Consider the following 24,722-nt stretch of genomic DNA (forward strand, 5'->3'; position numbering starts at 1 on the left):
ATAGGGAAACAAAAGTTTTCTGCTTGATAAACTTTTGTTTTTTACCATAAAAACTGCAAATGCTTATATGCTAATTGTCTTTTCCTGATTTATCTAGACACTTTTTTTGTTTATAAACGTAATCAGTAGACAGTAGTTATAAAGTAATACTGATATAGTAGTCACTTCTTTTAACTTCATACTGATAACATAGACACATTACCTCTGGGCCGAACAGAGCCCTTCTGAGAGATTAGTTGTTCGGCTTTGCAAAGCTATCGTATCCATCTCTTTCTCGTTACTTTTCACGGGTTTTCTTTTATTCCGCCACATTTTTATTTGCGTTTCCTTCTCCCCGTGCACTATGCCCGGGGTTTTATAACCGACACTCATGTGCGGTCGGCGGTAGTTGTAGAAGTAGATGTAGCGCTCTATCACGCTCGCGGCACGCTCGATGGTCTCGAACAGCCCTTGCCTATAGAGGCGTTCCACTTTAATTATCCCATTGATACGTTCCGCCACGGCATTGTCCGTGGGCTTGTAGTCTTCCGTCATGCTGATGGCAATGCCATGCCGCCGAAGGCGCTCCACGTACGCGTCGCAACAATACTGCACGCCACGGTCAGAGTGGTGTATCAGGCCCTCCAGATTTTCACTCCCTGTCATCTCAACGGCCTGGTCTATGGCCTGCCGCAACGCCTCAAGCGTGGCTGAGGCACGCAAGCTATCAGCCAGTACCCATCCCACTATCTTATGGGAATAAGCATCCGTGACCAGATGCAGGTAACAGACGTCTCCGCCGGCAAGCGGTATATAGGTAATATCGCTAACCCACAGTTGATTGGGAGAGGTTGGGACAAAGCCCTTTATCAAGTTCTTCCACTTATGGTAACGATGGTTGGAATTGGTTGTGCCCCTGGCTTTGCGCGGAGGAAGCATCAGGCGGTGTCGACGAAGCAGCGTGTAGAAGCTGTCGCGACCGGGCATGAACCTCTCTCCGAAGAGGGCGGTGAGCATGATCCACAGCTTGTAACCACCGATACCGGGATCCTCGCCACGTATCTCACGTACGGTATCCAGCATGAGACGTTCATTCTTCACATGGCTCCCTATGTCAGCCTTGGACTGGTAATAGGCTTGACGACAATGGCCAAACAGACGGCAGGCTGGCGCTACTTTCATCTTGCGAAGCCTGACCAGTTCCGTTACTATTTGGCCCCAGGTTTTTTTCTGATGGGAATGTTAAAATACTCTTCCGCACGCGTGATCATTAAATCACGGGCCTCGGTTTCCAACCGGGAGAAGGCAAGGGCCTTCTCCAACTCCTTAACACGCTTCTTGAGTCGCGCGTTTTCATCATGGTAATCCTCTTTGCTTCGATCGCTCATATCCGTAGGGGCTTGACACGGAGCCAAAGATACCTCTTTTACCACTGATTCATACTTCGCCAGCCATTTATTTAACAAAGTTATCCCACTAATACCATGTTGTTTGCAAAAACTGGTTTTGCTCATGCCGGATTGATAATAAGAATGAAGAAGATGCAATTTCTCTTCTTCGCTGTAATGCTCATGTTTTTTGCGCATAATAATTACACATTTTATTGTTATTGAATGTGTCTACCTATATCAGCATAAGACAAATATTTTAAATACATAATACAACTAGTAGATACGTAGTGTGCCGCATCTCCCTACTGGCTGATTGTATCTCAAAATCACTATTGAAAAACAAATATTTTAGTGGTATTTATAAAATAAATTTTATAACTTGCGTTTAAGTTGTAAACCGTAATCTAAATGAAGAGAACACTAGGACTGACTTTGCTACTTTTCGCTACCCTTTTTTCTTGTATGCGCCAAGAAAAACCATTACCTGCGGAATTATCTCGTGCGGAATCTGTTATGTGGGAGCATCCGGATAGCGCTCTATCTATATTACGTTCTATGCCTCAATCATCACTTTCAAGCGGAAAGAACTATGCTACTTGGGCACTATTGTTGGCACAAGCCCGGGATAAGGTATATGGTAAACGCCTTCCGGATTCGTTGAATATCCCTTTTTCGGATAAGTTGGTTCAAGATGCGATGGATTATTTCGAGAAGGAGGGAAATTTGAAAAGAATGGCGCAAACGTATTATTATAAGGGACAGTTATTGAAGGATCAGAAAAAAATAACGGAAGCGATGCCTTTCTTTCTAAAATCTAAAGAAATGATGACAAAGTTGGATGAGCCGCTTTTTACTTATCTGATTTGCCAATCATTAGGAAATACGTATCGTTATCAAGATCTTTATGAAGAATCGTTGGTACAATTGAAAGATGCCTATCAATACGCATTACGATCAGGAAATGGAGAACGGATATCTTATGCTCTATCAGAACTAGGAAGAACTTATGTGCATAAAAATGAAATGGATAGTGCCTTGTTCTATTTTGGTAAATCATTAGATAATGCTCAAAGGTTAGGTAATATAGAGCTCGAAGCTATGGCTATGGGAGAGCTAGGCGTTGTTTATAATAAATTAAGTCAAGGAGAAAAAGCTTTACATTACACTAGAAAAGAGCTTGACTTATGTTTACAAATATCTTCCTTACATAAGCTTCCTCAAGTATATTACAAGATAGGTAGTGCTTTTTGGAGTTTGGGGCAACTAGACTCTGCAAAGGTTTACTTTCAGAAATCGTTAGAAACAGACAATTTATATACGCTAAATGAAGCCTATGAGGTGTTATATTATATATGTGTAGAACAAAAACTTTACAAGGAGGCCATAGAATATAATAACCAATATCTTATTTACTCAGATTCGCTACAGGTAATAAATCATGTTGGAGAATTGGCTGAAATTCAGGCTCGGTATGATCATGAGAGATTGTTGAACATAAATAACCAGCTAAAACTAGAAAAAACGAATCAAGAGATAATCGGCTTGTTTGTCACTGCGGTTCTGTTGATTCTTATAATCGTCTATCAATATCGTGTATTGCGGAAGGAAAAATCTTTAGCGCATGCTAGAGAGCAAATACGAATTTACAAGGAATCGATAAAAGAGAATGAGAATCGTATAAAGGAAAATGAGCAATTGATCGCCACGTTAAATAATAAACAGCAGGAAATCGATGAGATTGTTTCAGAGAATAAAAGTTTATTGGATCAAAATGCGGAGTCCCATAAAGAGATAGAGAAATATGAAGAGCTACTGAAATCCTCATATAAGAAACTAGATGAGCAATTGCCTTATTTCGATAAATTGAAAGACCTAAAAGAGCATCCTAGATATCTGAAGGATGCAGATTGGTCATTAATCATAAACTGGACAAACTTGCAATACCATCAGTTCTATACACGGTTAGAGAAAGATTTCCCTGATTTCTCCGAATTAGATAAGCGATATTGCTGTTTAATCAAGATGGGGTTCAGTTCTTCCCAAATAGCTGTTTTTGCGAACTCTCTCCCCGAGTCTGTATCCAAACAGAAACAGCGTATCAAACAGCGTATCAAAAAAAGCAAACAAATACCTTCCGACGTAAGTTTCTTACTAGATCAATATCTCAAAGAGTACTAAAAACAGGGGATGTCCATATGTGTGTTTTTAATTTATTGATTATCAGTGCTATCTGGTCTTGATTTGTCCATGTGTGTTCCTTGACTATGTATGAAAATGAGTCTACATTTGTATTGTAATTTTTTTGAATTTATGAAACAAATAACAAGTAGATTAGTAGGCTTATTATTCATTTGTTTAATAAGTGGTTTTGCGTTTACAAATGTGTATGCAAAGACAATGGGTGAGAAGAGAGTTAGAGTGCATGGAAGTTGGGATGAGGAGAAGCGTTCAGTTTCTCCAGATATACCAATAATTGTAATTTTAGATAATGATGAATTGATCATTCAAAGTAGCTCTCTGCGATCGGATATAACAATCCGAATAATGGATTCTTCCACCATGGTTTATGAAGAGACCGTTTTAGCGGAAAAAACGGGGTATATATTGATTGATTTGAAAGATAACAAGAGTGGAGTTTATACTTTGAATCTGACAAATCAGTGGGGAGATCATCTTTATGGTGAATTTGCATTAGAATAAGAAATCAAAATATAAGGATGAAATGGCTATTATCCTATGAAGAGAAGACCTATTAAAAATATGTATTAATTGAGAAAATATGTAGTGAATATGTTGAATTTATTAAATCTATTGTTATGAAACACTTATTATCTTATTTTATCGTTGGCCTAACATTGCTAGGATGTACAACAAACGAGCTGGAGACAGATATACAACAGTTGAATATTAGTACAGAAATGGGAGAGTTGGATAATGTCATATATCCACTTTCAAGTAATTATCAACAAAATGGTATTCAAACAAAGGCTGGTGGAGATTTTGGTTCAAATTGGGAAAGTTATTTGAATGTAACATTAGCTTCTGGTAGTAGTGTTGCCACACCATGGAATGAAAGTGGAGCTGTATCACTTTCTGTTCCAAAAGATTTCTGTTTTGATATAAAAAAGCAGGACGGTTGGAATATAATTGCTCACACAATGTTTTCAACAAGTGATAAAGGATTGAATTATATTATATTTTATAATAAATATTCAGGATTGTTGAAAGGCTTTTATTATTTAGAAGGAAGTACTACCCCTAATAATACAGCAATCTGGAATATCTCTATTGAACCTAATCAATCCCTTTTAGATTTCGCAGATAAATTTGCAACAGCGGTTAATAGCAATGTGAAAAACAACTCGGTAGGGATTACGAATATTACAAAAGAAAGTTCTAAAGGATTTCTTCCGGGATGGAATTGTTTTCAACAAGAATTGGCTTATGATCCTAATTTTACAAGTGGTTATTTGTATGTAACTCCTCAAATGGTGACTACTTCATCCATTAATTTGAGTGGTAGTTTTCAATCAAAATCAGAAGGATTTATTGCTTCGCTTGCTAATTCAAAATCAACGAATAAAGTTACTGATGGTATAGTTAATGGCGCCGGTGATGAGGCAGAGAAGTGGTTTAATAAGCAATTAGCTAATGATAAATTTAAAAAAGTTACCGTTCCTATATTAACTGAAGGTGTAAAACAGATTGTTAATTTAGGCCTTAATTCTCTTGTAGGTTCATTTCTGGGTATTTTCTCTCCTGCTAAGCCTAATAATCAAAAACTACAAATATCTACACTAGGATCTGTTGATATTAGTGGTACTATAACTTCGGTACAAACGGGTTTAGTTTATCCTATCCGTATTAATATATCCAAACAAAATGTAGGCACTTTAGGGGTGTGGGGATTAAAAGAAACTCCTATTATTTATTTGGATCCTCTGGCGGAACATGTTGATAATCCGGGTGATTCTTATGTTCAAGCAACATATAAATTAAGAGGCACGGGTGGAGTTAAATATGAAACCGTAATTAATCCTACAATTAAATCTGAAATTTCGTCTGAGGGTACATCTTATTCTCTTGTCCGATATTCTTCTTTTCCTAAAGGGGTTAATTCAGATAAATATGATTGTGGTTCTTTGGGTAAAGGAATATGGGGAGGTCCCTTGAATGATTCATATTTGTTATATAAAGATAATGATGATGTAGCTATATATATGCAGAATTTTAGTTTTCCTATTACTGTAAGATATGTAAAACCGACAACAACTATCCATCGTAGTATCTTTCTTCCTTATACAAAGGATGATAGGGGAAACAGTATAAAGTTTAAATCGGATCATGTTTGTAAAATGACCCATAGCTTTAATGTTAATCTTGGTGGAGTAAGTCATACTTTTGTTTCAACAAAGACATTTGTACCTCGATTGGAATGGCATCCAGATTGGTATAATAATTATAAAGATGTATTTCCTTACTCTCTAGATGTAGAAGTTCAAAGTATTAAAAATGAAATATAGATATGATTTTTAGAAGAAGACAACAAAAATGCTGGTTGAGTATAATCGCATTATTAATGCTGGTTTGCAGTTGTTCTGATGATGAACGAAAGGAAATACCTACACCTGCAAAACCTTATTTGAACGTGAAAGACAGTCTGGCTTTGGTGGACATCTATAAACAGGCGCATGGAGAGGGTTGGACACTGGTTGATTGGGATCTGGAAAACATACAGACATGGGGTGGTGTGACTGCTGCCCTAGACACTGTTATGAATGAATATCGGGTAGTTGGTTTTGTGATGCAGGATGGTTCAAATGGTATTTTATCAGATAAGATTGGAGATTTAGTGGAGTTGAGAAGTTTGAGTCTTTATGGGAAAGGTTTGTATGGAGAGCTTCCAAAGACGATTGGAAATTTAGTTAATTTGGAAAGTCTTGTCATTTCTTCTACCTCTTTAAGTGGCGCATTGCCTAAAGAAATTGGCAATTTAAAGAATATAGAAGTGATGCAAATTTATTTCAATGAATTTACTGAAATACCAAAAGAGTTCGGCAATCTTCCCAAATCGGGTGTCTATATGATGCAACACAATAAGTTTGCGGGTGAGGTACCGGAGACGTTGCGGTTTTATGAAAATAGTGATGAATCAAGCGGTATTAGTGGCATCGATCTGAGCTATAACTGCTTTACATCGTTTCCATGGTCTTTTTTCACAGATGATGATGATTGTTTGGTACCTCATTTGTGGGGAAATAGGCTATCTGGAACCATTCCAGATGAGGTATTTAAATCTCCGAAGTGGGAGAGATGGAAAACTCAAATATCACGTCAAGAGAAAGGATATGGATATTCTAATTACCCGCCGGAAGAAGATGAGCATTGAAAAATCGCTAAAAAGACTGTTTGACAATCTGAAGTTAAACAGTCTTTTGTCATGTACATGACTCGTTGAATCATTATTTGGTGGATGTGTTCGGTGGTCCGGATAAGGCGTATGTCTCGTTTTTCCCGATCCAGAAGGCGATCAATTACGCCATGACCTCGTTCTTGACGACCGGTGGTACCCGCAACGAGAAAAAGAAGCTGGTACATTGCTTACCGGCATTATTCACGTTTTCAGTCTGTCTATTGGTTATCAGTTCATTCTTTTGCCGCTTGTTTCTGGTGCCTCTTATTATTTATGCCCTTTTATTGTTTGTAGACGCAATGTTCCGCAATAAATGTGATTTACGTGTAGGATCGCTATCCGTAATAGCCTCTTTTACGCAATTATTGGGATATGGTACAGGGTTCCTTAGAAGTATTATGAACTTTCCATGAAGAGGAATCTAATTATAATAATGTGACTTGTATTTCGTTAGAAAAATATCAAAAGTGAAATTGTATCAAATAATTATTGTGGAGATATGAGGGTCATCAAAATTTTCTTGCTGTTTGTTTGTTGTATTTCATTAGATGTACAATCTCAAACATTTTTGTCGGACACATTGGGTATCAATGAGGATGGCTCTGTTATCATTGCTAAAAGTTTGGCTTTACCCGGCTGGATTCTTGGAGTGGATGTGGATTCGACGGATAATTTGCTTTTTATCCGGTATCGGAATTTGTCGAAAAATGAGACTTCCTTGAAAAATAGGGGGGGAATTTCCGTTTACTCCTTGGCTGATCAGAGGATGCTATGGCAACGTCCTGTCAATTATTTTAATCAAGATCCAAAGTTGACTTCAGAGGGAGTTTTGTTCGTGACAATGGGGAAGGCTACATCGTTGCTGGATTTGAAAACAGGTAATGAGGTTTGGAAGAAAAAGAAAATGATTCCTTATTGGGTGGACGCTAAGAACCGGATGTTTTTGGCTTATAAAGGCAGTTATATGAACGGGGTGTCTAACGAGTTGGAAGGCCATAGCCTTGCGACGGGAGAAAAGATGTGGAGCCGGAAAATGAGCCATGTATATGGATGGAATGAGAGTGGTTTACTGGATGACTCTACTCGATTGATTGTCTCGGATGGGATTCATCTGGTTCACATGGGAAATGGGGAAGGGCCGAGTTATGCCATGCCGACTGGGGCAAGTGATTATAAAGAGGCCGTCGCCCTTGGTGCGCTCGGTGTGGTGACGGGTGTCTTAACCGGTTTTGCGGCAGTGCCTACCGGGCCGAAGAAGGTGATGGAACTGGTATCGAATGTTTTATCGGACGACACAGTTTTTTACGTGGCAAGCCGGGAGAATTTGTTTTGCCTGGATCGGCAGTTGCAACCTAAATGGGGGTATCCGATACCTGATGGAATGGGATCTCGCTCTCATTTGTTTGCGAGAGGAGATAGCCTTTATATGATTAATATGGGAACTGGGTATCGAAATACTATTTTTGATACTTCTGAGGCTTATGCTCACGAATACTTAAGACTGAAGGTTGGCTGGCCGTTTATCGCCTGTTTCGATAAACGAAAGGGTGAGAAGGTTTGGTTCCGCCAGCTCTCGGATAAGAAAGAGATGGTGGAGGAGTTTGATATAAATTGGGAAGAGGATGCTCTGATGGTCTTGTTTTCCGATCATATCCGGAAGTACTCGTTATCTGGGGATTCCTTGTTGAGTGAGGTATCATGGGATACCGAAGTAAACGGGAAATTATTATATCTTACCAATTCTTCTTATTTCTTGCAGGATTTTGGGGATAGTACATCTTATCAGCGATATAAACGCCCGGATTCGATTTATTGTTTGATTACTGATAAGAATGAAATGGTTGAGCTAGACCAGCAACTGAATGTTTTACAAACTTATCCTTTGTCTAAGTTGCGTACGTTTAAGGCTTTACCAAATGGGGATAATTTGATATTCTTGGGAGACAAAACATTGTGGGTTAATTCAAAGGGTGAGAAGAAAGCTTATTTATATACTTCATCCAAGATGTTTAGGGTAGGTGAAAAGTTTTTCATCTATAGTTTGGATGGTAAAAAGATATATGAATTTCCTTTATAATTAGGAGATATCCAAAGGCGGGTTGGATTGGTAAGTCGTATACAAATGCTTACATGGATAGAATCCCTGTTTTTGACAATGTATCCAAATAGTTTATTATATAACTATCAATGTTTTTAGGTTCTAGGGTATCCCTTGTCCAAGAAACTTGCTTTCCTGTTTCATCAATTTCTTTTTTAGCCCTATACAATAAATCGAAGTCACGCAGTAAAGATATTTTGGAATGTATATATAGTTGACTTAAGCATTGGATTACTTCTAAGACAGTTCTTCTTTTGTGATAATTTTCAAATAAGAGAAATCGAAGATAGTTCAAAAGTATGTATTCTTTGTTAATATCTAAATTGAACTCACATATAAGAATATCCATTCTTTTCCTTAGATCCTTTTGATTATCTATACAAGGTATCTGAGAAGCGAAGTCTTGCATGTTCTTGTTGACAAAGTCTGCTTTTATCATATTTTTAGACCAGGTTATCCATTTTTCATCAATTTCCATATCAAATACTGTCATGGCAAGTATCTCGAGGGTGTTTGGTACTTTATTTAATATTGCGGTGGGATTATAGAATGTGGATGTACGCAAATCAAAACGTCTCATAGCGTACAAAAGTTCTTCAATACTTTTATTTAGGTCTAACTTCGGAAAGACTTTGACTGGTATGGTGAAAAAGGCCATATCTTGCTTTATCTCAAAAATACATTTCTCGCTCAGATAGCGATTCACATTTTCGATATGCTGTTCTTTGTCTTTTATTGATTTAGGTATATAATAAGGAATAATCATGCAAGTGAACCAATCTTCTTTTCCTTCATTCTTTAAAAGGCAAACCTCAATTCTGAAAAGTTTTCCCTCTTTTATGCATTCGAATGCTGTTTGGCTGACCTTTTTGGGTGGACTATCCCAAAGATAGAGTCCCAATCCTTGAAGTATGTATTTTCTTAATGTCTTTGGTCTCTTATAATTGTTGATAAAAGTCAATGTCAATGTCAGAGGTAAAATAAATATGAAGGGAATCAATGAGATTGCGATCAGTAGGTCCAATGGAATATTTCCGGATATGAGACCTGTAATAATTAGAATAGCCATACAAGGTATACAAAAGATAGTCACTAAAGAAAGTGAATATAGTAACCATCCTTTCAAGGTCAGAAACTCTAGATGAGTAAATTTACCCAAATCATGTATTATTAATTGTAGGTATTGTTTGATTGTTGAGATTGATATCTTGTTTTCTTCCAGTTCCATTATGCTTGTTTAATGTCTATATTAATTACAAAATTACAACATATCCTTTATAAACTGGTATATTTCATGTAAATATGTAATAGATTACTTCATAGTTATGGTTAAATGTATTGTCAAGAAAGATATTTTGGCTATTTTTAATTTTTACCTTCTGAACATTTAGGGGTTCACTCTGTTCTAACAAAGCATTGGATATCCGGCATGTATTTAGTAGTGAATTAATTAAACGTCAAAATTATGAAGGTGAAAATATTATACACGGCTTTAATCTCATTGATCGCGGGAGGAGCGATGGCGCAAGATTGTACGTTCTTCTTTCCGCAAACAGAGGGAACGGTATGGGTCCGTAAAGGATATGACGCAAAGGGAAACTTACAATCTGTTATGAGTTATCAAGTGGATGAGGTGGAAACATTGCCTTCCGGCCAAGAGGTGGAAGCGGACTACGTATATACTAATCCCTCCGGTACGATCGTGAACAAAGGAGATATCAAGGCATACTGCCAGAATGGAGAATTTTTCCTCGACTCGAAAGAGACACTCTCTTATCCGGGAGTGGTATCGGAAATGAATACGAATGTGGATATCACGGAGAACTTTATAAATTACCCAAATCCGTATGCGGCTAATTTCGATAAGAATAACGTGTATTTCGACGAGGCTTCCGTAAAGATCTACGATAAGAAGAATCGGAAGAATCGTAAGGATATGGCCATTAAGGACCGTGAGTTTATTAAAACGGAAAGCATAACAACTCCTGCCGGTACGTTCGATTGCGCTAAGGTAAAATATAATATCGCTACACGTTCCCCTAAATCAAAGGAGACAATCACTGGGTATGGGTATGAGTGGTACAGCCCGAATGTAGGCTTAGTGCGTACGGAACAATATGATAAGAATAACGTATTACAATCCTATACGGTATTGGAAGAATTAAAATAAAAAAGGCGACTACAATCTTATGATTTGTATTAACCGGTTTAAGTGGATACGCTGTTGCTGAGAAGTGACAGCGTATTTTCTTTTATGGGAAAGATTGGGCAATTTTCTTTTTGTTTGACGTTTTTCGTTAACTTGCGGCAAATTTCGGAAAATGGAAAGAGAATATAAATCAAAAGTGGGATGGTGGTATCATCTGGTGATTATCATGGTGGTAATCGGTTGCGTGGCTGCATTTTTGCGTACCAATATATCGGCTATAGTGGGTATGATGGTCGCTGCGTTGGGGGTGCTTCATGTTTTCTTTAATACGTATTACCGGATAACGGAAGATGATATGTTGATAGCGCATTGTAGTATTTTCCCGGAGAAGAAGATCGCTATCGCTGATATAGAGGCGTTGGAATCTACCGTGATGCCGGTGTCAAGCTACGCCCTTTCGTTGGATCGGCTGATCATATGGAGCAATGGGAAACCTTGGATGCTCATATCTCCGACCAACCGGGCTGATTTTATCAAACAATTGAGAAAGATTAATCCTAATATACAACTTAAATAGATCTAATAGTATGAAATACGATGTCGCTATAATCGGTGGAGGTCCTGCCGGTTATACTGCCGCGGAGAGAGCGGCGCAGGGTGGGCTTTCCACGATTCTTTTTGAGAAAAACGCATTGGGCGGGGTTTGTTTGAATGAGGGATGCGTGCCGACAAAGACGCTTCTTTATTCCGCTAAGACGTATGATAATATCAAGCATGCTTCCAAGTATGCGGTGAAAGCGGAGAATCCTTCTTTTGATCTCCCGAAAATCATCGCCCGTAAGAATAAGGTCGTGAAAAAGCTGACAGCCGGTATCCGTATGAAAATGACGGAGCATGGCGTGGTGATGGTTACGGCGGAAGCTTGTATCCAAGGACGTGCGGCCGACGGGACGATTACGATCGCCGCCGGAGAAGAGCTATACGAGGCTGCGAACCTTTTGATCTGTACGGGATCGGAAACGGTAATTCCTCCTATACCCGGATTGGCGGAGACGGAATATTGGACGAGCCGGGAGGCGTTGCAATCGAAGGAGCTTCCGGCCTCTTTGGTGATAATCGGTGGAGGCGTGATCGGTATGGAGTTCGCTTCTTTCTTCAATAGCCTTGGGGTAGAGGTACATGTCGTGGAGATGTTGGATAAGATATTAGGCCCGATGGATCGTGAGCTGTCCGAAATGTTGCAAGCGGAATACGCTAAACGGGGGATTAAGTTCTATCTAAGTCATAAAGTGACCGGGGTGCATGGAACCGAGGTTTCTGTAGAGAAAGACGGGGAGACATTCACGTTACATGGCGATAAGGTCCTTTTGAGTGTAGGGCGTCGTCCGGTTACGAAAGGTTTTGGCTTGGAGACACTGGCTCCGGAGACTTTTCGTAATGGGGTGAAGGTGAATGAGTACATGCAGACTTCCCTGCCAAATGTATATGCTTGTGGTGATATTACCGCTTTTTCCTTACTGGCGCATACGGCAGTTAGCGAGGCGGAGGTGGCCGTGGATCATCTCTTGGGCAAATCGCGCCCGATGAGTTATAAGGCTATTCCGGGTGTCGTTTATACGAATCCGGAGATCGCCGGTGTCGGGAAGACAGAGGAGGAGTTGCAGGCAGAAGGTATTTCGTATACCGTGAAAAAAATACCGATGGCATTCTCTGGGCGTTTTGTCGCGGAGAATGAGATGGGGAATGGTGTTTGTAAGTTGATCTTGTCGGAGGATGAGACGTTGATCGGTGCCCATATGTTGGGTAATCCGGCCTCGGAGTTGATCGTGATCGCCGGAATCGCTATTGAGGAGGGGATGAAATCGGATGAGTTAAAGTCGTTTGTGTTCCCGCATCCTACGGTAGGAGAGATTATTAAGGAAGCGCTTTATTGAAATAATTATGTACCTTTGTGCCGATAATAGCGGCACATGGGTACATTTGAAGGATATGTAGGGATTCGTTTGTGGGACGGACAATTGGTGGACGATGTGGTCTTTAGCCTTTTGTTCGTCTTATTTATGTGTTTTGCGTTGGTGTTCCGTACCAATTATCGTTTATTCCTGAAGATGATGCGTGATGTGGTATATGTGAAAGAACGTCAAAATTTATTTGAGGTAACGAGGGGGAGCGAATGGCTCTTCCGGAATTTCATGACGTTTCAAGCCTTGTTTCTTTGTAGCGTTTGCCTTTTTGCTATCGCTAGGGCATATGGGTATTTCAACCATTTGCTAGAAAATACGGTGTTGATATCTATTGGGTTGATAATGATGGTATTGATACTGTTTTATTGGTGTAAGCGCTGTTTCTATTATTTATTGGGGGTTGTTTTTACGGACGCTCCGAAATACAAGTTTTGGAAGACTAATTATAACGCTATTATAGGAGCGTGGGGGATTTGTTTATACATTCCGGCACTTTGGTTGGTATTCGTGGGGAGCAGTATACAGATTCCTGTTTTGTTGTTTGTATTTTTCTATATTCTGTGTCGTTTTGTGATAATTTATAAGACCATACGGATATTTCACAGGAAAAATAGCAGTTTTTTATATATTAGTTTGTACCTTTGCGGCCAAGAAATATTGCCTTTAGTTTTTCTGTATGAAGGCATTATTTATTTGTATAACTTTATCGAGTCAAGTACTCTATGGCATTGAATATTAAAAAATTATTGGTATCACAACCGAAGCCTGCATCGGAGAAATCACCATATTTCGATATTGCAGAAAAATACGGTGTGGAAATAGATTTCCGCCCGTTCATCAAGGTTGAACCTTTATCTTCCAAGGAGTTCAGGCAGCAACGAATCTCGGTTTTGGATCATACCGCCGTTATTTTTACGGCTCGTACGGCTATCGATCATTTCTTTCATTTATGCGAGGAATTGCGTGTGGCTATCCCGGAAACGATGAAGTATTTCTGTATGACAGAGGCGATCGCTGTTTATCTCCAGAAGTATATCGTTTATAGAAAACGTAAGATTTTTTATGGTCAGACCGGTAAGGCAGATGATTTGGTGACTGTTATCGCCAAACATGCGAAGGAGAAATACCTAGTACCTGTTTCCGATGTACATAAAGATGATCTATTCGCTTTGTTAGACGCGAAGAAAATCAACTATACGAAAGCGGTGATGTTCCGTACGGTGAGCAATGATTTCGCGAAGGACGAGAAATTCGATTATGATATGTTGGTTTTCTTTAGTCCGTCGGGTATCTCTTCCTTATTGAAGAACTTCCCGGATTTCAAGCAAGACGATATAAAGATCGGCTGCTTTGGCCCTACTACGGCAAAGGCTGTTAAAGATGCGGGTCTGCGTTTGGACGTTGAGGCTCCCACGGTGGAAGCCCCTTCTATGACTGCTGCTTTGGATTTATATCTGAAAAAACAGCAAGACGGTAAAAAATAATGACGACAAAAAGGTATACCCTTTCAAAAGAAGAACGCCTGTCGTGGAAACGTTACATTGACCTATTATTCGAAAAAGGACAATCGTTCGTGGCGTTTCCACTGCGGGTCGTTTATTTACCGATGGAGGAAGAGATGCCTGCCCGTGCTTCCTTCTTAGTGAGTGTACCGAAGAAAAAATTTAAGAGAGCCGTAAAGCGTAACTTGATCAAACGACAGGTACGTGAGGCTTACCGGGTTCGTAAATATGATTTACTGGAACCGTTGGAAGCGAAGAATAAGGGCATGTTAATCGCTTTCCTGTACCTCGATAAAGAGATCCATCCGTACGCTGTGATGGAAAAGGCAATGAAGAAAGCGATCCATATCCTTCGGGATAAAGAATAATGAGACGCTTTTTTACCACATTACTCTTATTGCCGGTTTATTTCTACAAATATTGTATCTCTCCTATGACACCGGCTTCGTGCAGGTATACGCCCACTTGTTCCGAATATGCGGTGCAAGCCTTGAAGAAATATGGTCCTGTGAAAGGATTGTATCTTGCGGTTAAACGAATACTTCGTTGCCATCCTTGGGGTGGGAGCGGTTATGATCCGGTTCCGTAACGCCATGGGTTATTATGATATACATACGCATCAGATGCCTTTCCATAAGGAGGATATCGCGATTATAAATAGGATCGTGAGTCCAATGGGTGATATGCAGCCGGGTCCACTTCTTGATACGGTTATTCGCTCATATGGTATCCATCCGTGGTATATATATAATGTAAAGGAGCAGATGGACCTACTTAGGGTATTGGTGTCTGGTTCGGGAGTCGTGGCGATCGGAGAGGCTGGACTTGATACACTGGCCGAATCTCCAATGGATTTGCAAAAAGAGGTGTTTCTGGCACAAGCCAATTTAGCGGAGGAAACACATAAGCCATTAATCATCCATTGCGTAAAAGCGTGGGCGGATCTCATTGCCTGTAAAAAGGCCGTGAAACCGGAGATGCCTTGGATTATCCATGGCTTTCGAGGTAATGGTGAACTTGCCTCCCAATTGGTTTGCTTGGGGTTTTATCTCTCCTTTGGAGATCGTTTTAATCCATCGGCTTTGCGTGCCACATGGCCTGATTTCCTTTTCTTGGAGACCGATGATAAATCGATTGATATCCGCGGGGTCTACCAAAATGTAGCGGAAGCGTTGGATATTCCGGAAGAAAAGCTGCGGATTCAAATCGCTAAAAACGTTTCTATCTTCCACCTAAACGGATAATTATCAATTATCAATTTTCGATTCTTAATTAAAAAGTCGTACCTTTGCCTCGTATGAGATAAAGTGACAAATATATTAATGTAATACGATATAAATTAATACGATGAATTTTGTAGAAGAATTAAGATGGAGGGGCATGATCGCTGATATGATGCCCGGGACGGAAGAGCAATTGCAGAAAGAGTTGACATCGGCCTATGTGGGGATCGACCCAACGGCAGACTCTTTGCATATCGGACACTTAGTAAGTGTGATGATGCTGAAGCATTTCCAACGTGCCGGTCATCGTCCTATCGCTTTAGTGGGTGGCGCTACCGGTATGATTGGTGACCCGTCTATGAAGTCTGCCGAGCGTAATTTGCTGGACGAGGCTACTCTTCGTCACAATCAGGATTGCATCAAGAAACAATTGGCTAAGTTCCTTGATTTTGACTCCGACGCTCCTAATGCCGCTAAGTTGGTGAACAACTATGACTGGATGAAGGGTTATTCTTTCTTGAATTTTATCCGTGATATTGGTAAGCATATTACCGTGAACTACATGATGGCTAAGGATTCAGTGAAGAAACGTTTGAGCCGCGAATCTAGTGTAGGTATGTCTTTCACCGAGTTTTCTTATCAATTGCTACAAGGTTACGATTATTTGTATTTGTATGAGCATGAGGGTTGCCGCCTACAGATGGGTGGTACTGATCAATGGGGTAATATCACGACTGGTACGGAATTGATCCGCCGTACGTTGGGAGGGGAGGCTTATGCCTTGACTTGCCCGTTAATCACGAAGGCTGACGGTGGTAAGTTCGGAAAGACGGAATCCGGTAATATCTGGTTGGATCGTCGCTATACTTCTCCGTATAAATTCTATCAATTCTGGTTGAACGTAAGCGATGCTGACGCCGCCAAGTATATCAAGATCTTCACGGACTTGAGCCAAGAAGAGATCGCCGCTTTGGAGGCGGAGCAAGAGGCCGCTCCTCATTTGCGTCCGTTGCAGAAACGTTTGGCGAAAGAGGTGACTGTTATGGTTCACTCTTTGGAAGATTATGAGGCCGCTGTCGAGGCTTCCAATATCTTGTTTGGTAACTCCACGCACGAGGCTTTGTTGAAATTGGATGAGGACACATTACTAGCCGTATTCGAGGGTGTTCCTCATTTCGATATCTCCCGTGATGAATTGGCCGCAGGAATCAAGGCTGTTGATTTGTGTACTGAAAAAGCCGCTATCTTCCCTTCAAAAGGTGAGATGCGTAAATTGGTACAAAGTGGTGGCGTAAGTTTTAACAAAGAGAAATTAGCGGAGGTTGATACTGTAATCGACTGTTCTTCACTGCTTGACGATAAGTATTTATTGGTTCAAAGAGGTAAGAAAAATTATTATTTGTTGATCGCAAAGTAAAAAAATAATCAAAAAATTTGCAAGGTAAGATTTTATTCTTACCTTTGCATCGCTTTAGTAAAGCAATCGGATTGTCTCATGGTGTAATGGTAGCACTACAGTTTTTGGTTCTGTCTGTCGAGGTTCGAATCCTCGTGAGACAACTTAACAATCCAGAGAGAGGGATGTCAATTTTGGCATCCCTTTTTTATTTTGTGGCATTTTCCCGTATAGATAGCTTATCCGATAAATCCCTAGGGAAAATGAGGTAGTACTTACTTTGGCAATGAAGTATATCTTCTCTGCCACTTGAAGTATATCTCCTGTGGTATTCGCAGTATAATTGCGGGGATAACCTTGCGATGTGTTTTTTATCTACACTTTTATTTATTTTTTATACATTTGTGGAAATTCTGATTTAAATCTATATTGTTATGTCACGTTCATTTCTTTTGTTTAGTTTTATCCTATATCGTGTTTTCTTGAGCAGTCTGGCGAATGCTAGTGATATCGATTTGTCTGCACCCATGGATAAAGGCGGGTGGAAATTGATATGGAGTGAGGAGTTTGACTATACGGGATTTCCTGATTCTACGAAATGGTCTTATGATACGGAAGGTAATGTATATCAATGGGGAAATAACGAGGCTCAATATTATACATCCGGCAGAAAGGAGAACGCCTGGGTATCGGATGGGGTGTTGAGGATTACGGCCTTGAAAGAACCGATGGAAGGTCGTTCATATACATCGGCTCGCCTGATTACGAAAGGAAAAGGGGATTGGTTGTACGGACGTTTTGAGATTCGGGCGAAACTCCCGACTGGACGAGGGACATGGCCGGCCATCTGGATGCTTCCAACGGATTGGGAATACGGGGATTGGCCAAAAAGCGGGGAAATAGATATTATGGAAAATGTGGGCTATGATCCCGACACGATCGTAGGTTCTTCGCATACGGAAAAATATAATCATGCGATCGGAACTCAAAAAAATGCTAAAATTGCGTGTCCGGATTGTTATAAAGCGTTTCACGTGTACGCCTTGGAATGGGAGGAAGATGAGTACCGGCTTTATGTAGATGATCAATTATACTTTACATTTAAGAACGAGGGGACAGGCTATGAGGTTTGGCCTTACGATAAACGCTTTCATATCTTGCTGAATCTGGCGATCGGGGAATTGGGGAGGCCAAAAGGGTATTGATGATTCTCTTTTTCCACATGTGTTTGAGATTGATTATGTGAGAGTTTATAAGAAGTAGGGTGTAACGTGATGTTTTTTTATTTACTTTTGTGGTACATAACATTCTGTACTATATAGTGAAGGAGATACTTAAGAGGACGTTGGTTCGTATGTTGATTTGTTGCGTTATTGCCTTGTTGTTTTGTATAACGGGGAATGCGAAGGTACCCTATATTCCTAAAATCATCAATTATTCCGTAAGCGATTACAAAGCGGGAAACCAGAATTGGGCCGTCTCCCAAGGTCCGGGAGGAAAGATGTATATTGGTAATAACCGGGGGCTTTTGGTTTTTGACGGTATTCACTGGGATCTTGTGAAATTACCGAATAATCTAGGTGTCCGTGCTTTGTATATATCGAAGGACGGACGTATTTATGTCGGCTCTTTCGAGGAGTTCGGGTATTTTGAGATGGATGATGAGAATGATCTGATTTATCATTCACTCAGTTCGTCTGAGATGAACGTCTATCTGAATAATGATGAGTTCTGGACGATTAATGAATATAAGGGTGAGATTTATTTTCAATCATTCCGGAGCTTTTTTATTTATGACGGGGAAAAAGTAAGAAAAGGTGTATCCGACCTGTCTCCATTGTATATTTTCACATTAGACGATCATCTATACGTTCAGTTCATGGAGGGAGGAAGCTTTTGTCGAATGGATGATGGCCAGTTTACAGAGTTACTATCGAAAAAGGTTTTGGAGGATGATGTGGTTTCGGTCTTGCCATTTGATCATCAGCTATTATTGGTCTCGGCTCGTAGTGGATGTTTTATCTATGATGAGGTGCGTAAAAAATTGTCTGTGTGGAATACACCAGCCAATGAGATATTAAAGGAAGGGATCGCAAACCGGGGAGTCATGATGAAAGATTCTACTTTTATTGTGGGTACGATTTCTAATGGGGTTGTAGCGATTAATAAGCAGGGGGAAACTTTGTGGCATATCAACCGGGAGAATGGCTTGATTAATAATACGGTATTGAGAGTATTTGCTGATAATTCGGATAATTTATGGGTTACATTGGATAATGGTATCGCGCAGATACATGTGAATTCTCCGATCTATTTTTATGAACCGCTTGAGGCCCAGATTGGTATGGTGCATGATATGGTGATAGAGAAGGGTATTGTTTATTTAGCTACGAACCAAGGTCTTTATGCGTTATCTGAGAATGATAGTTATCCAACCTTGATTCCCGGTACTCAAGAACAGACATGGTATATCTCCGATGTCGGAAATCAACTGATTGCCGGACATAATACAGGTACCTTACAGCTAGAGGGCCGAAAAGCTACTCAGATACCGGGGCCCAATGGAGGGGGTACCGCATTACGTAAGACAATTATCCATGGAAAGGAAGTTTTACTCCAGATGTCTTACCGTCCACTCAGTGTTTTCACCCGGGATATGGTTACTAATCGTTGGAAATTTAGCCATAATGTAGAAGGATTCTCTAATTTGATCAAATCGTTTGAGGTTGACCCTACCGGCAATATATGGGCTAGCCATATGTATAAAGGTATCTATCGTCTTCGCTTGAATGAGGATTTGAGGAGTGTGAAAGAGATGGAGTATATCGGAAAACTGGAGGAAGGTAATGAGAGTGGTACGATTAATGTAATGAAATTACGCGGACGTATTGTTTTCTCGGATGGGAGTAAGTTTTATACTTATGAGGATTTGACTGGAAAGATCGTTCCTTATGATTTGTTGAATGAGGATTTTCCCGAGTTAAGCGATACCTATCGAGTTGTTTCCTTGAATAATGATTTATATTGGTTTATCCGGAATTCGGAATATGTATTGTTAGGATATGAGTCCGGGCGATTCCAGTTAAAACAGCGTATTCCTTTTACTTTGTTTGATAATCCGACCATAGAGGATAGGGGAAATATTTATGTGGCTTCCGACGGGACGTCTTATTTTTGTCTAAACGGGGGGATCGCTCGTTATGACAGATACCGGAATTATGTGGATACGACTCGAGTTCCATTGAGTTTGTCGCAAGTAAGAGCTTATAATCGGCACGAAAATGAGTTCGCTCCGCTCCCTTGCAAGGGAGCGGACGCACCGGAAGCTGGTGCGTCCGCATTGAGTTATAGTTATAATACAATCCTTTTCAAGTTTTCGTATCCGGATTTTACGGGGCGCCGTTTCCTGATCTATTATAAATTGGACGGATTTGATAATGAATGGATAGAAGGCACCAGTAATTTTCAACGGACTTATTCTAATTTACCCTATGGTAATTTTGTGTTACATGCGGTTGTGAAAGACGATCGAGGAAAAGAGCTATCTTCTCTGTCTTATCCATTCAAGATCGAACGTCCGTTTTATAGCTCTTGGTGGGCTCTGATCATCTATTTTGCTTTGTTTTTATGTATACTGGTTGTATTAGTGAGAATGTATACGATGTGGATTGTCATGCGTGAGAAGAAAGCTAACGAGGAGCAAAAGAGATTGCAAGAAGAGCAATTGAGGGCGCAAGAGCAATTAATTGTTAAGCTAGAGAATGAAAAATTAGAAAATGACCTTACTTATAAGAGTAAGGAATTAGCCAGCGCTACTTTGTCTGTTATCTCTCATAATGATTTCCTTGAAGGTCTAAAAAAGGAAATACAAGCTCAACAATTATCAGGAAGTTATACGAAACGATTCTTCGATAAACTTATCCGCATGATCGAAGAGAATATATCAGGCGAGGATGAATGGGCCATTTTCCAGACTAATTTCGATCGTATCCATGAAAAGTTCTTTACGAATCTAAAAGAGCGGTATCCCGATTTGACTCCGGGCGATTTACGATTATGCGCTTTATTACGTTTGAATATGCCAACTAAGGATATGGCTCGTATGCAAAATCTTTCCGTACGTGGTATCGAGGCGGCGCGCTATCGATTGCGTAAAAAACTAAATCTACCGGAGGGCCAAAGCTTGGTAGATTTCATGATCCAGTTCCACTAAGAAATTTCATAGTTATGAATGAAAAATATCATAACTATGAAATAAGAAAATCATAACTATGAGTTTTCCTTGTCATTTTTGTGTTCCCATATTTAGTGAAATGTGTTTAGTAACATATAATGTTCTCCTTTTGAATTAACAAATGTATTATAACTGAAAATAAGATAATTAATATGTATTGCAGTAGTATAAAAGTAGTAATTTTCTGCTTGCGCAAGGCTTGCAGTAGTGTTGAAGTATACAAAAATTTGCCCTTTTTTAGGTTTGGGTGTTCATTTGCTTCAAATTTAATAATGAGTGTAAAAACAAATGTTCAACTTTAAAACTAGAATGAATGAAAGCTAAATTAATGCTTTGTTTATGCCTGTTACTTGCTGCGACTACTATGTTTGCGCAGAATCTGACAGTTACTGGTGTGGTAACTGAAAAGGCCACAGGATACCCAGCTATCGGGGTGAGTGTTTTGGTTAAGGGTACGACTAACGGTACCATAACCTCTATGGATGGAGATTACACATTAAACGATGTACCTAAGAACGCCACTTTGGTATATAGTTATGTGGGTATGTCTACAAAAGAAGTTCCGGTAAACGGACAATCTGTAGTTAATGTTCTAATGGAAGAGGATACACAGAACCTGGACGAAGTTGTTGTAATCGGTTATGGTACGAGTAAGGCGAAAGACTTAACCGCTCCTATTGCCGTGATCAAGGCTGATGAGATTACGAAGCATGCTACCTCGTCTCCGATGGGTGCCCTGCAGGGTAAAGTTGCCGGTGTGCAGATCACAAATAATGGTCAGCCGGGTTCCGGTCCTTCCGTTCGTATCCGTGGTATCGGATCTATGAATGACAATAGCCAGCCCCTGTATGTAGTGGATGGTATGTTCTTTGATAATATCGACTTCTTGAATAACAGTGACATTCAGGACTTGTCAATATTAAAGGATGCTTCCGCCGCTTCTATATATGGTGTGCGCGCCGCAAACGGTGTTGTTTTGGTTACGACAAAGAAAGGCGCGTTGAACCGTCCGGCTACGGTTACTTATGATGGTTACGTAGGTTTCCAGAAAGCTACGAACGTGTTGAAGATGGCTAGCGCGGATCAATATCGTACGATGGTTAAGGAAATCGGAGATGCTGACATGCAAGCTAAAGTGGATAAAGGTTTGAAATATTGGGGAAATGCCAATACGAACTGGTATGATGAGATTCTTCATACGGCTTTGACTCATAATCATTCTCTTGATGTTTCGGGTGGTACCGAGAAAGCTTCTTATTCTGTGGGTGCTTCTTATTTATATCAAGATGGTATCTTAAATGCGGATAATGATTATTCTCGTTTTAACTTACGTACAAAAGCTGATTATAAGGCTTTTGATTGGTTGAAAGTTGGAGCTAATATCGTATTAAGTAACTCTACGCAAAAATTACCGAATGGCGCTGTATGGTTAAGTGCTTTTAGGACCCCTTCTATCCTCCCTGTTTATGATGAAGAGAATAAATTAGGTGCGTATCCTGTTAATTATGCGTCTCCTGCACGTATTGACTTAAGTGAGTTCTTTGGTAATCCTCTCGCTACAGCCGATTATTATGATTCTAAGAACAAGACATTACGTGTAATGCCTTCTTTCTATGCGCAGTTTGATTTCTTGCCAGAGAATAAGTTATTTTTCAAGACTGCTTATAGCCAAGATATTAATATCGTACAGGCCCGTACCTATACTCCGGAGTATTTAGTAGGTGGAACACAGGTTAACTCAACTTCAAAGTTGAAAAAACAAGATGATACCTACCACAGTTGGATTTGGGATAATACACTGACTTATTCCGATACTTTCGGTGACCATGGATTGACAGTGATGCTTGGTAATTCTGTTCGTGAGGAGAACTGGCGCCAGTTATGGGGTGAGGCTACCGGTGTTCCGGGTGGACATGATGAGTATTATTATTTGGATCAGGGAAATGCGGATGGACGCACTACTGGGGATAACGGCACTACGTATCGTGGAGTATCTTGGTTCGGTCGTGTTTCCTATGATTATAAAGGCAAATATTTACTGTCCGCAACAATGCGTGCCGATGGTTCTTCTAAATATCAAGAGAAATGGGGGTATTTCCCATCTGTAGGTGCCGCTTGGAATCTATCGGAGGAAGACTTCATGAAAGATCAAAAATGGGTTGATTACATGAAAATTCGTGCTAGCTGGGGTAAGTTAGGTAACGATAAGATCAAGGCTAGCGATGGTTTCGCTTCTATTACACAGGATATGACAACTTCCGGTATTTTTGCTGGTAGCGCTGTTCCCGGATATACGAACTTAGTATATTTTAGTTGGTTAGGTTGGGAAGTCGTAAACGAGACGAACGTTGGTTTGGATTTCCGCACATTGAACAGCCGTTTAAGCTTGGAGGCTGATTGGTACTATCGTCTGACACAGAATGCCGTGATTAACGCTCCGCTGCCAATGGGTGCCGGTGACTTATTAGGTAATCAGGGAGAGATCTTAAATACGGGTGTTGAGTTATCATTGAATTGGTCTGATAAAATTGGAAAAGATTTCTCTTATTTTATTGGCGCTAATTTAACGACATTGCATAATGAGGTAAAAGACTTGAACGGTCTATCTTACTTATATGGTGGTTCCGCAGAGTTCCGTACGATCTCAAAAGTAGGTGGAGAGTTGAACGCTTATTATGGACATGAGATCGCTGGTGTTTACCAGAATGACGCTGAGATTGCCGCAGATCCCATCGCTGTAGCGAATGGTTTGAAACCGGGTGATTTCAAATATGTTGACCAGAATAAGGATGGCAATATCGATGATAAGGACCGTGTTACTTTAGGATCATATGTCCCGAACTTTACCTACGGTATTAACCTTGGATTCTCTTATAAGAATTTTGATTTCTCTATGGTAATGCAAGGTGTAACCGGTAATGAGATCGTGAACCGTAAGCGTGGTGACCGTCGTTGGCACTCTGAGTTGAATTATGATGCCGATCAAGTTGAGAATCGCTGGACAGGTGAAGGTTCAACCAATAGCTACCCGTCTGCCGCAGGATCTATAAATCCTTGGAATATCGCTAAATTCAACTCCTTCTATGTAGAGGATGGATCTTATTTCCGTATCCAGAATGTACAGGTAGCCTATACGTTCCCGAAAAAGGATTTCGGTAAATTCAAGATGCCGAGCGTACGTTTGAGCTTGACCGCAGATCGTCCATTGACAATCTTCAAGGCCAATAGCTTCAGTCCGGAGTTATCAAGCGTAAAGAACGATGACGGAACGATGCCTTCTTCATCCTATGGATTTGATGAGCAAGTATATCCGCTGTCTTCCTCTTACACATTAGGCCTCCGTATCATTTATTAATTATTAATCTTTAATGCT

Annotated in this window: 20 protein-coding genes and 1 pseudogene; 18 read left to right on the forward strand and 3 right to left on the reverse strand. The window is 40.2% G+C overall.

Annotated elements, in window-relative coordinates; all coding sequences use genetic code 11:
* Nucleotides 1-198: 198 nt before the first annotated feature.
* Nucleotides 199-1,161, reverse strand: a complete 963-nt coding sequence (locus tag ACYIA1_RS16180) for an IS3 family transposase (protein ID WP_009018803.1) — start codon at nt 1,159-1,161, stop codon at nt 199-201.
* 26 nt (nt 1,162-1,187) lie between these two features.
* Nucleotides 1,188-1,565, reverse strand: coding sequence for a transposase (locus ACYIA1_RS16185; RefSeq protein WP_005862367.1), 378 nt, complete (start codon nt 1,563-1,565; stop codon nt 1,188-1,190).
* A gap of 213 nt (nt 1,566-1,778) precedes the next feature.
* On the opposite strand from ACYIA1_RS16185, the gene ACYIA1_RS16190 reads away from it, so the two are divergent.
* The 6 genes from ACYIA1_RS16190 (at nt 1,779) to ACYIA1_RS16215 (ending at nt 8,860) form a co-directional block, all read left to right on the forward strand.
* Nucleotides 1,779-3,548 carry a tetratricopeptide repeat protein gene (locus ACYIA1_RS16190; protein WP_480335879.1) on the forward strand — a complete coding sequence of 590 codons (1,770 nt, stop codon included), beginning with the start codon at nt 1,779-1,781 and terminating at the stop codon, nt 3,546-3,548.
* A gap of 132 nt (nt 3,549-3,680) precedes the next feature.
* Nucleotides 3,681-4,070, forward strand: coding sequence for a DUF3244 domain-containing protein (locus ACYIA1_RS16195; protein WP_233524018.1), 390 nt, complete (start codon nt 3,681-3,683; stop codon nt 4,068-4,070).
* 116 nt (nt 4,071-4,186) lie between these two features.
* Nucleotides 4,187-5,893 carry a hypothetical protein gene (locus tag ACYIA1_RS16200; protein WP_480335881.1) on the forward strand — a complete coding sequence of 569 codons (1,707 nt, stop codon included), beginning with the start codon at nt 4,187-4,189 and terminating at the stop codon, nt 5,891-5,893.
* Between the two features lie 2 nt (nt 5,894-5,895).
* Nucleotides 5,896-6,759, forward strand: a complete 864-nt coding sequence (locus ACYIA1_RS16205) for a leucine-rich repeat domain-containing protein (protein WP_057329586.1) — start codon at nt 5,896-5,898, stop codon at nt 6,757-6,759.
* A 65-nt stretch (nt 6,760-6,824) separates the two neighbouring features.
* Nucleotides 6,825-7,196, forward strand: coding sequence for a glycosyl transferase family 2 (locus ACYIA1_RS16210; RefSeq protein ID WP_480335883.1), 372 nt, complete (start codon nt 6,825-6,827; stop codon nt 7,194-7,196).
* 86 nt (nt 7,197-7,282) lie between these two features.
* The gene (locus ACYIA1_RS16215; RefSeq protein WP_480335885.1) at nt 7,283-8,860 is read left to right on the forward strand and encodes an outer membrane protein assembly factor BamB family protein; all 1,578 of its coding nucleotides are present in this window, start codon (nt 7,283-7,285) and stop codon (nt 8,858-8,860) included.
* A 49-nt stretch (nt 8,861-8,909) separates the two neighbouring features.
* Here ACYIA1_RS16215 and ACYIA1_RS16220 read toward each other — a convergent pair whose 3' ends face one another.
* Nucleotides 8,910-10,109, reverse strand: coding sequence for a hypothetical protein (locus ACYIA1_RS16220; protein WP_480335887.1), 1,200 nt, complete (start codon nt 10,107-10,109; stop codon nt 8,910-8,912).
* 237 nt (nt 10,110-10,346) lie between these two features.
* On the opposite strand from ACYIA1_RS16220, the gene ACYIA1_RS16225 reads away from it, so the two are divergent.
* From ACYIA1_RS16225 to ACYIA1_RS16280, 12 genes and pseudogenes are all read left to right on the forward strand, one after another.
* Entirely contained in the window at nt 10,347-11,051 is a 705-nt protein-coding gene (locus ACYIA1_RS16225; RefSeq protein ID WP_005860303.1) for a TapB family protein, read from the forward strand.
* Nucleotides 11,052-11,202: 151 nt separating this feature from the next.
* A complete protein-coding gene (locus tag ACYIA1_RS16230) occupies nt 11,203-11,607 on the forward strand; it encodes a PH domain-containing protein (protein WP_009016772.1) in 405 nt (134 codons plus the stop codon).
* 10 nt (nt 11,608-11,617) lie between these two features.
* Nucleotides 11,618-12,964, forward strand: a complete 1,347-nt coding sequence (gene lpdA / locus ACYIA1_RS16235; RefSeq protein ID WP_122377437.1) for a dihydrolipoyl dehydrogenase — start codon at nt 11,618-11,620, stop codon at nt 12,962-12,964.
* 36 nt (nt 12,965-13,000) lie between these two features.
* A complete protein-coding gene (locus tag ACYIA1_RS16240) occupies nt 13,001-13,726 on the forward strand; it encodes a DUF4271 domain-containing protein (protein ID WP_005860300.1) in 726 nt (241 codons plus the stop codon).
* On the forward strand, nt 13,723-14,478 hold the full coding sequence (locus ACYIA1_RS16245; protein WP_029257164.1) for a uroporphyrinogen-III synthase: 756 nt from the start codon (nt 13,723-13,725) through the stop codon (nt 14,476-14,478). The genes ACYIA1_RS16240 and ACYIA1_RS16245 overlap by 4 nt, the downstream gene beginning before the upstream one ends.
* The gene (gene rnpA, locus ACYIA1_RS16250; RefSeq protein ID WP_036630613.1) at nt 14,478-14,864 is read left to right on the forward strand and encodes a ribonuclease P protein component; all 387 of its coding nucleotides are present in this window, start codon (nt 14,478-14,480) and stop codon (nt 14,862-14,864) included. The genes ACYIA1_RS16245 and rnpA overlap by 1 nt, the downstream gene beginning before the upstream one ends.
* Nucleotides 14,864-15,085 (forward strand): membrane protein insertion efficiency factor YidD, encoded by a 222-nt coding sequence (gene yidD, locus ACYIA1_RS16255; protein ID WP_005863660.1) that lies wholly within the window; start codon nt 14,864-14,866, stop codon nt 15,083-15,085. Before rnpA ends, yidD begins: the two co-directional genes overlap by 1 nt.
* The gene (locus ACYIA1_RS16260; RefSeq protein WP_317198466.1) at nt 15,069-15,740 is read left to right on the forward strand and encodes a TatD family hydrolase; all 672 of its coding nucleotides are present in this window, start codon (nt 15,069-15,071) and stop codon (nt 15,738-15,740) included. The genes yidD and ACYIA1_RS16260 overlap by 17 nt, the downstream gene beginning before the upstream one ends.
* Before the next feature lie 103 nt (nt 15,741-15,843).
* The gene (gene tyrS, locus ACYIA1_RS16265; protein ID WP_008778966.1) at nt 15,844-17,136 is read left to right on the forward strand and encodes a tyrosine--tRNA ligase; all 1,293 of its coding nucleotides are present in this window, start codon (nt 15,844-15,846) and stop codon (nt 17,134-17,136) included.
* 413 nt (nt 17,137-17,549) lie between these two features.
* A pseudogene (locus ACYIA1_RS16270) lies at nt 17,550-18,378 on the forward strand (glycoside hydrolase family 16 protein).
* Between the two features lie 91 nt (nt 18,379-18,469).
* Nucleotides 18,470-21,328, forward strand: coding sequence for a triple tyrosine motif-containing protein (locus tag ACYIA1_RS16275; RefSeq protein ID WP_196006818.1), 2,859 nt, complete (start codon nt 18,470-18,472; stop codon nt 21,326-21,328).
* A 334-nt stretch (nt 21,329-21,662) separates the two neighbouring features.
* Complete coding sequence (locus tag ACYIA1_RS16280) at nt 21,663-24,704, forward strand: SusC/RagA family TonB-linked outer membrane protein (RefSeq protein WP_272060385.1); 3,042 nt, start codon at nt 21,663-21,665, stop codon at nt 24,702-24,704.
* The last annotated feature ends 18 nt before the right edge of the window (nt 24,705-24,722 follow it).

Source organism: Parabacteroides sp. KHUB-02, from assembly GCF_056640955.1.

Excerpts from the sequence above, each read along its gene's own strand:
- lpdA (WP_122377437.1), top strand. The coding sequence starts at position 11,618 with ATGAAATACGATGTCGCTATAATCGGTGGAGGTCCTGCCGGTTATACT.
- ACYIA1_RS16230 (WP_009016772.1), top strand. The coding sequence starts at position 11,203 with ATGGAAAGAGAATATAAATCAAAAGTGGGATGGTGGTATCATCTGGTG.
- ACYIA1_RS16185 (WP_005862367.1), bottom strand. The coding sequence starts at position 1,565 with ATGCGCAAAAAACATGAGCATTACAGCGAAGAAGAGAAATTGCATCTT.
- rnpA (WP_036630613.1), top strand. The coding sequence starts at position 14,478 with ATGACGACAAAAAGGTATACCCTTTCAAAAGAAGAACGCCTGTCGTGG.
- ACYIA1_RS16205 (WP_057329586.1), top strand. The coding sequence starts at position 5,896 with ATGATTTTTAGAAGAAGACAACAAAAATGCTGGTTGAGTATAATCGCA.
- ACYIA1_RS16280 (WP_272060385.1), top strand. The coding sequence starts at position 21,663 with ATGAAAGCTAAATTAATGCTTTGTTTATGCCTGTTACTTGCTGCGACT.
- ACYIA1_RS16215 (WP_480335885.1), top strand. The coding sequence starts at position 7,283 with ATGAGGGTCATCAAAATTTTCTTGCTGTTTGTTTGTTGTATTTCATTA.
- ACYIA1_RS16220 (WP_480335887.1), bottom strand. The coding sequence starts at position 10,109 with ATGGAACTGGAAGAAAACAAGATATCAATCTCAACAATCAAACAATAC.
- yidD (WP_005863660.1), top strand. The coding sequence starts at position 14,864 with ATGAGACGCTTTTTTACCACATTACTCTTATTGCCGGTTTATTTCTAC.
- ACYIA1_RS16180 (WP_009018803.1), bottom strand. The coding sequence starts at position 1,161 with ATGAAAGTAGCGCCAGCCTGCCGTCTGTTTGGCCATTGTCGTCAAGCC.
- ACYIA1_RS16275 (WP_196006818.1), top strand. The coding sequence starts at position 18,470 with ATGTTGATTTGTTGCGTTATTGCCTTGTTGTTTTGTATAACGGGGAAT.
- ACYIA1_RS16200 (WP_480335881.1), top strand. The coding sequence starts at position 4,187 with ATGAAACACTTATTATCTTATTTTATCGTTGGCCTAACATTGCTAGGA.
- ACYIA1_RS16240 (WP_005860300.1), top strand. The coding sequence starts at position 13,001 with ATGGGTACATTTGAAGGATATGTAGGGATTCGTTTGTGGGACGGACAA.
- ACYIA1_RS16195 (WP_233524018.1), top strand. The coding sequence starts at position 3,681 with ATGAAACAAATAACAAGTAGATTAGTAGGCTTATTATTCATTTGTTTA.
- tyrS (WP_008778966.1), top strand. The coding sequence starts at position 15,844 with ATGAATTTTGTAGAAGAATTAAGATGGAGGGGCATGATCGCTGATATG.
- ACYIA1_RS16260 (WP_317198466.1), top strand. The coding sequence starts at position 15,069 with ATGATCCGGTTCCGTAACGCCATGGGTTATTATGATATACATACGCAT.
- ACYIA1_RS16190 (WP_480335879.1), top strand. The coding sequence starts at position 1,779 with ATGAAGAGAACACTAGGACTGACTTTGCTACTTTTCGCTACCCTTTTT.
- ACYIA1_RS16225 (WP_005860303.1), top strand. The coding sequence starts at position 10,347 with ATGAAGGTGAAAATATTATACACGGCTTTAATCTCATTGATCGCGGGA.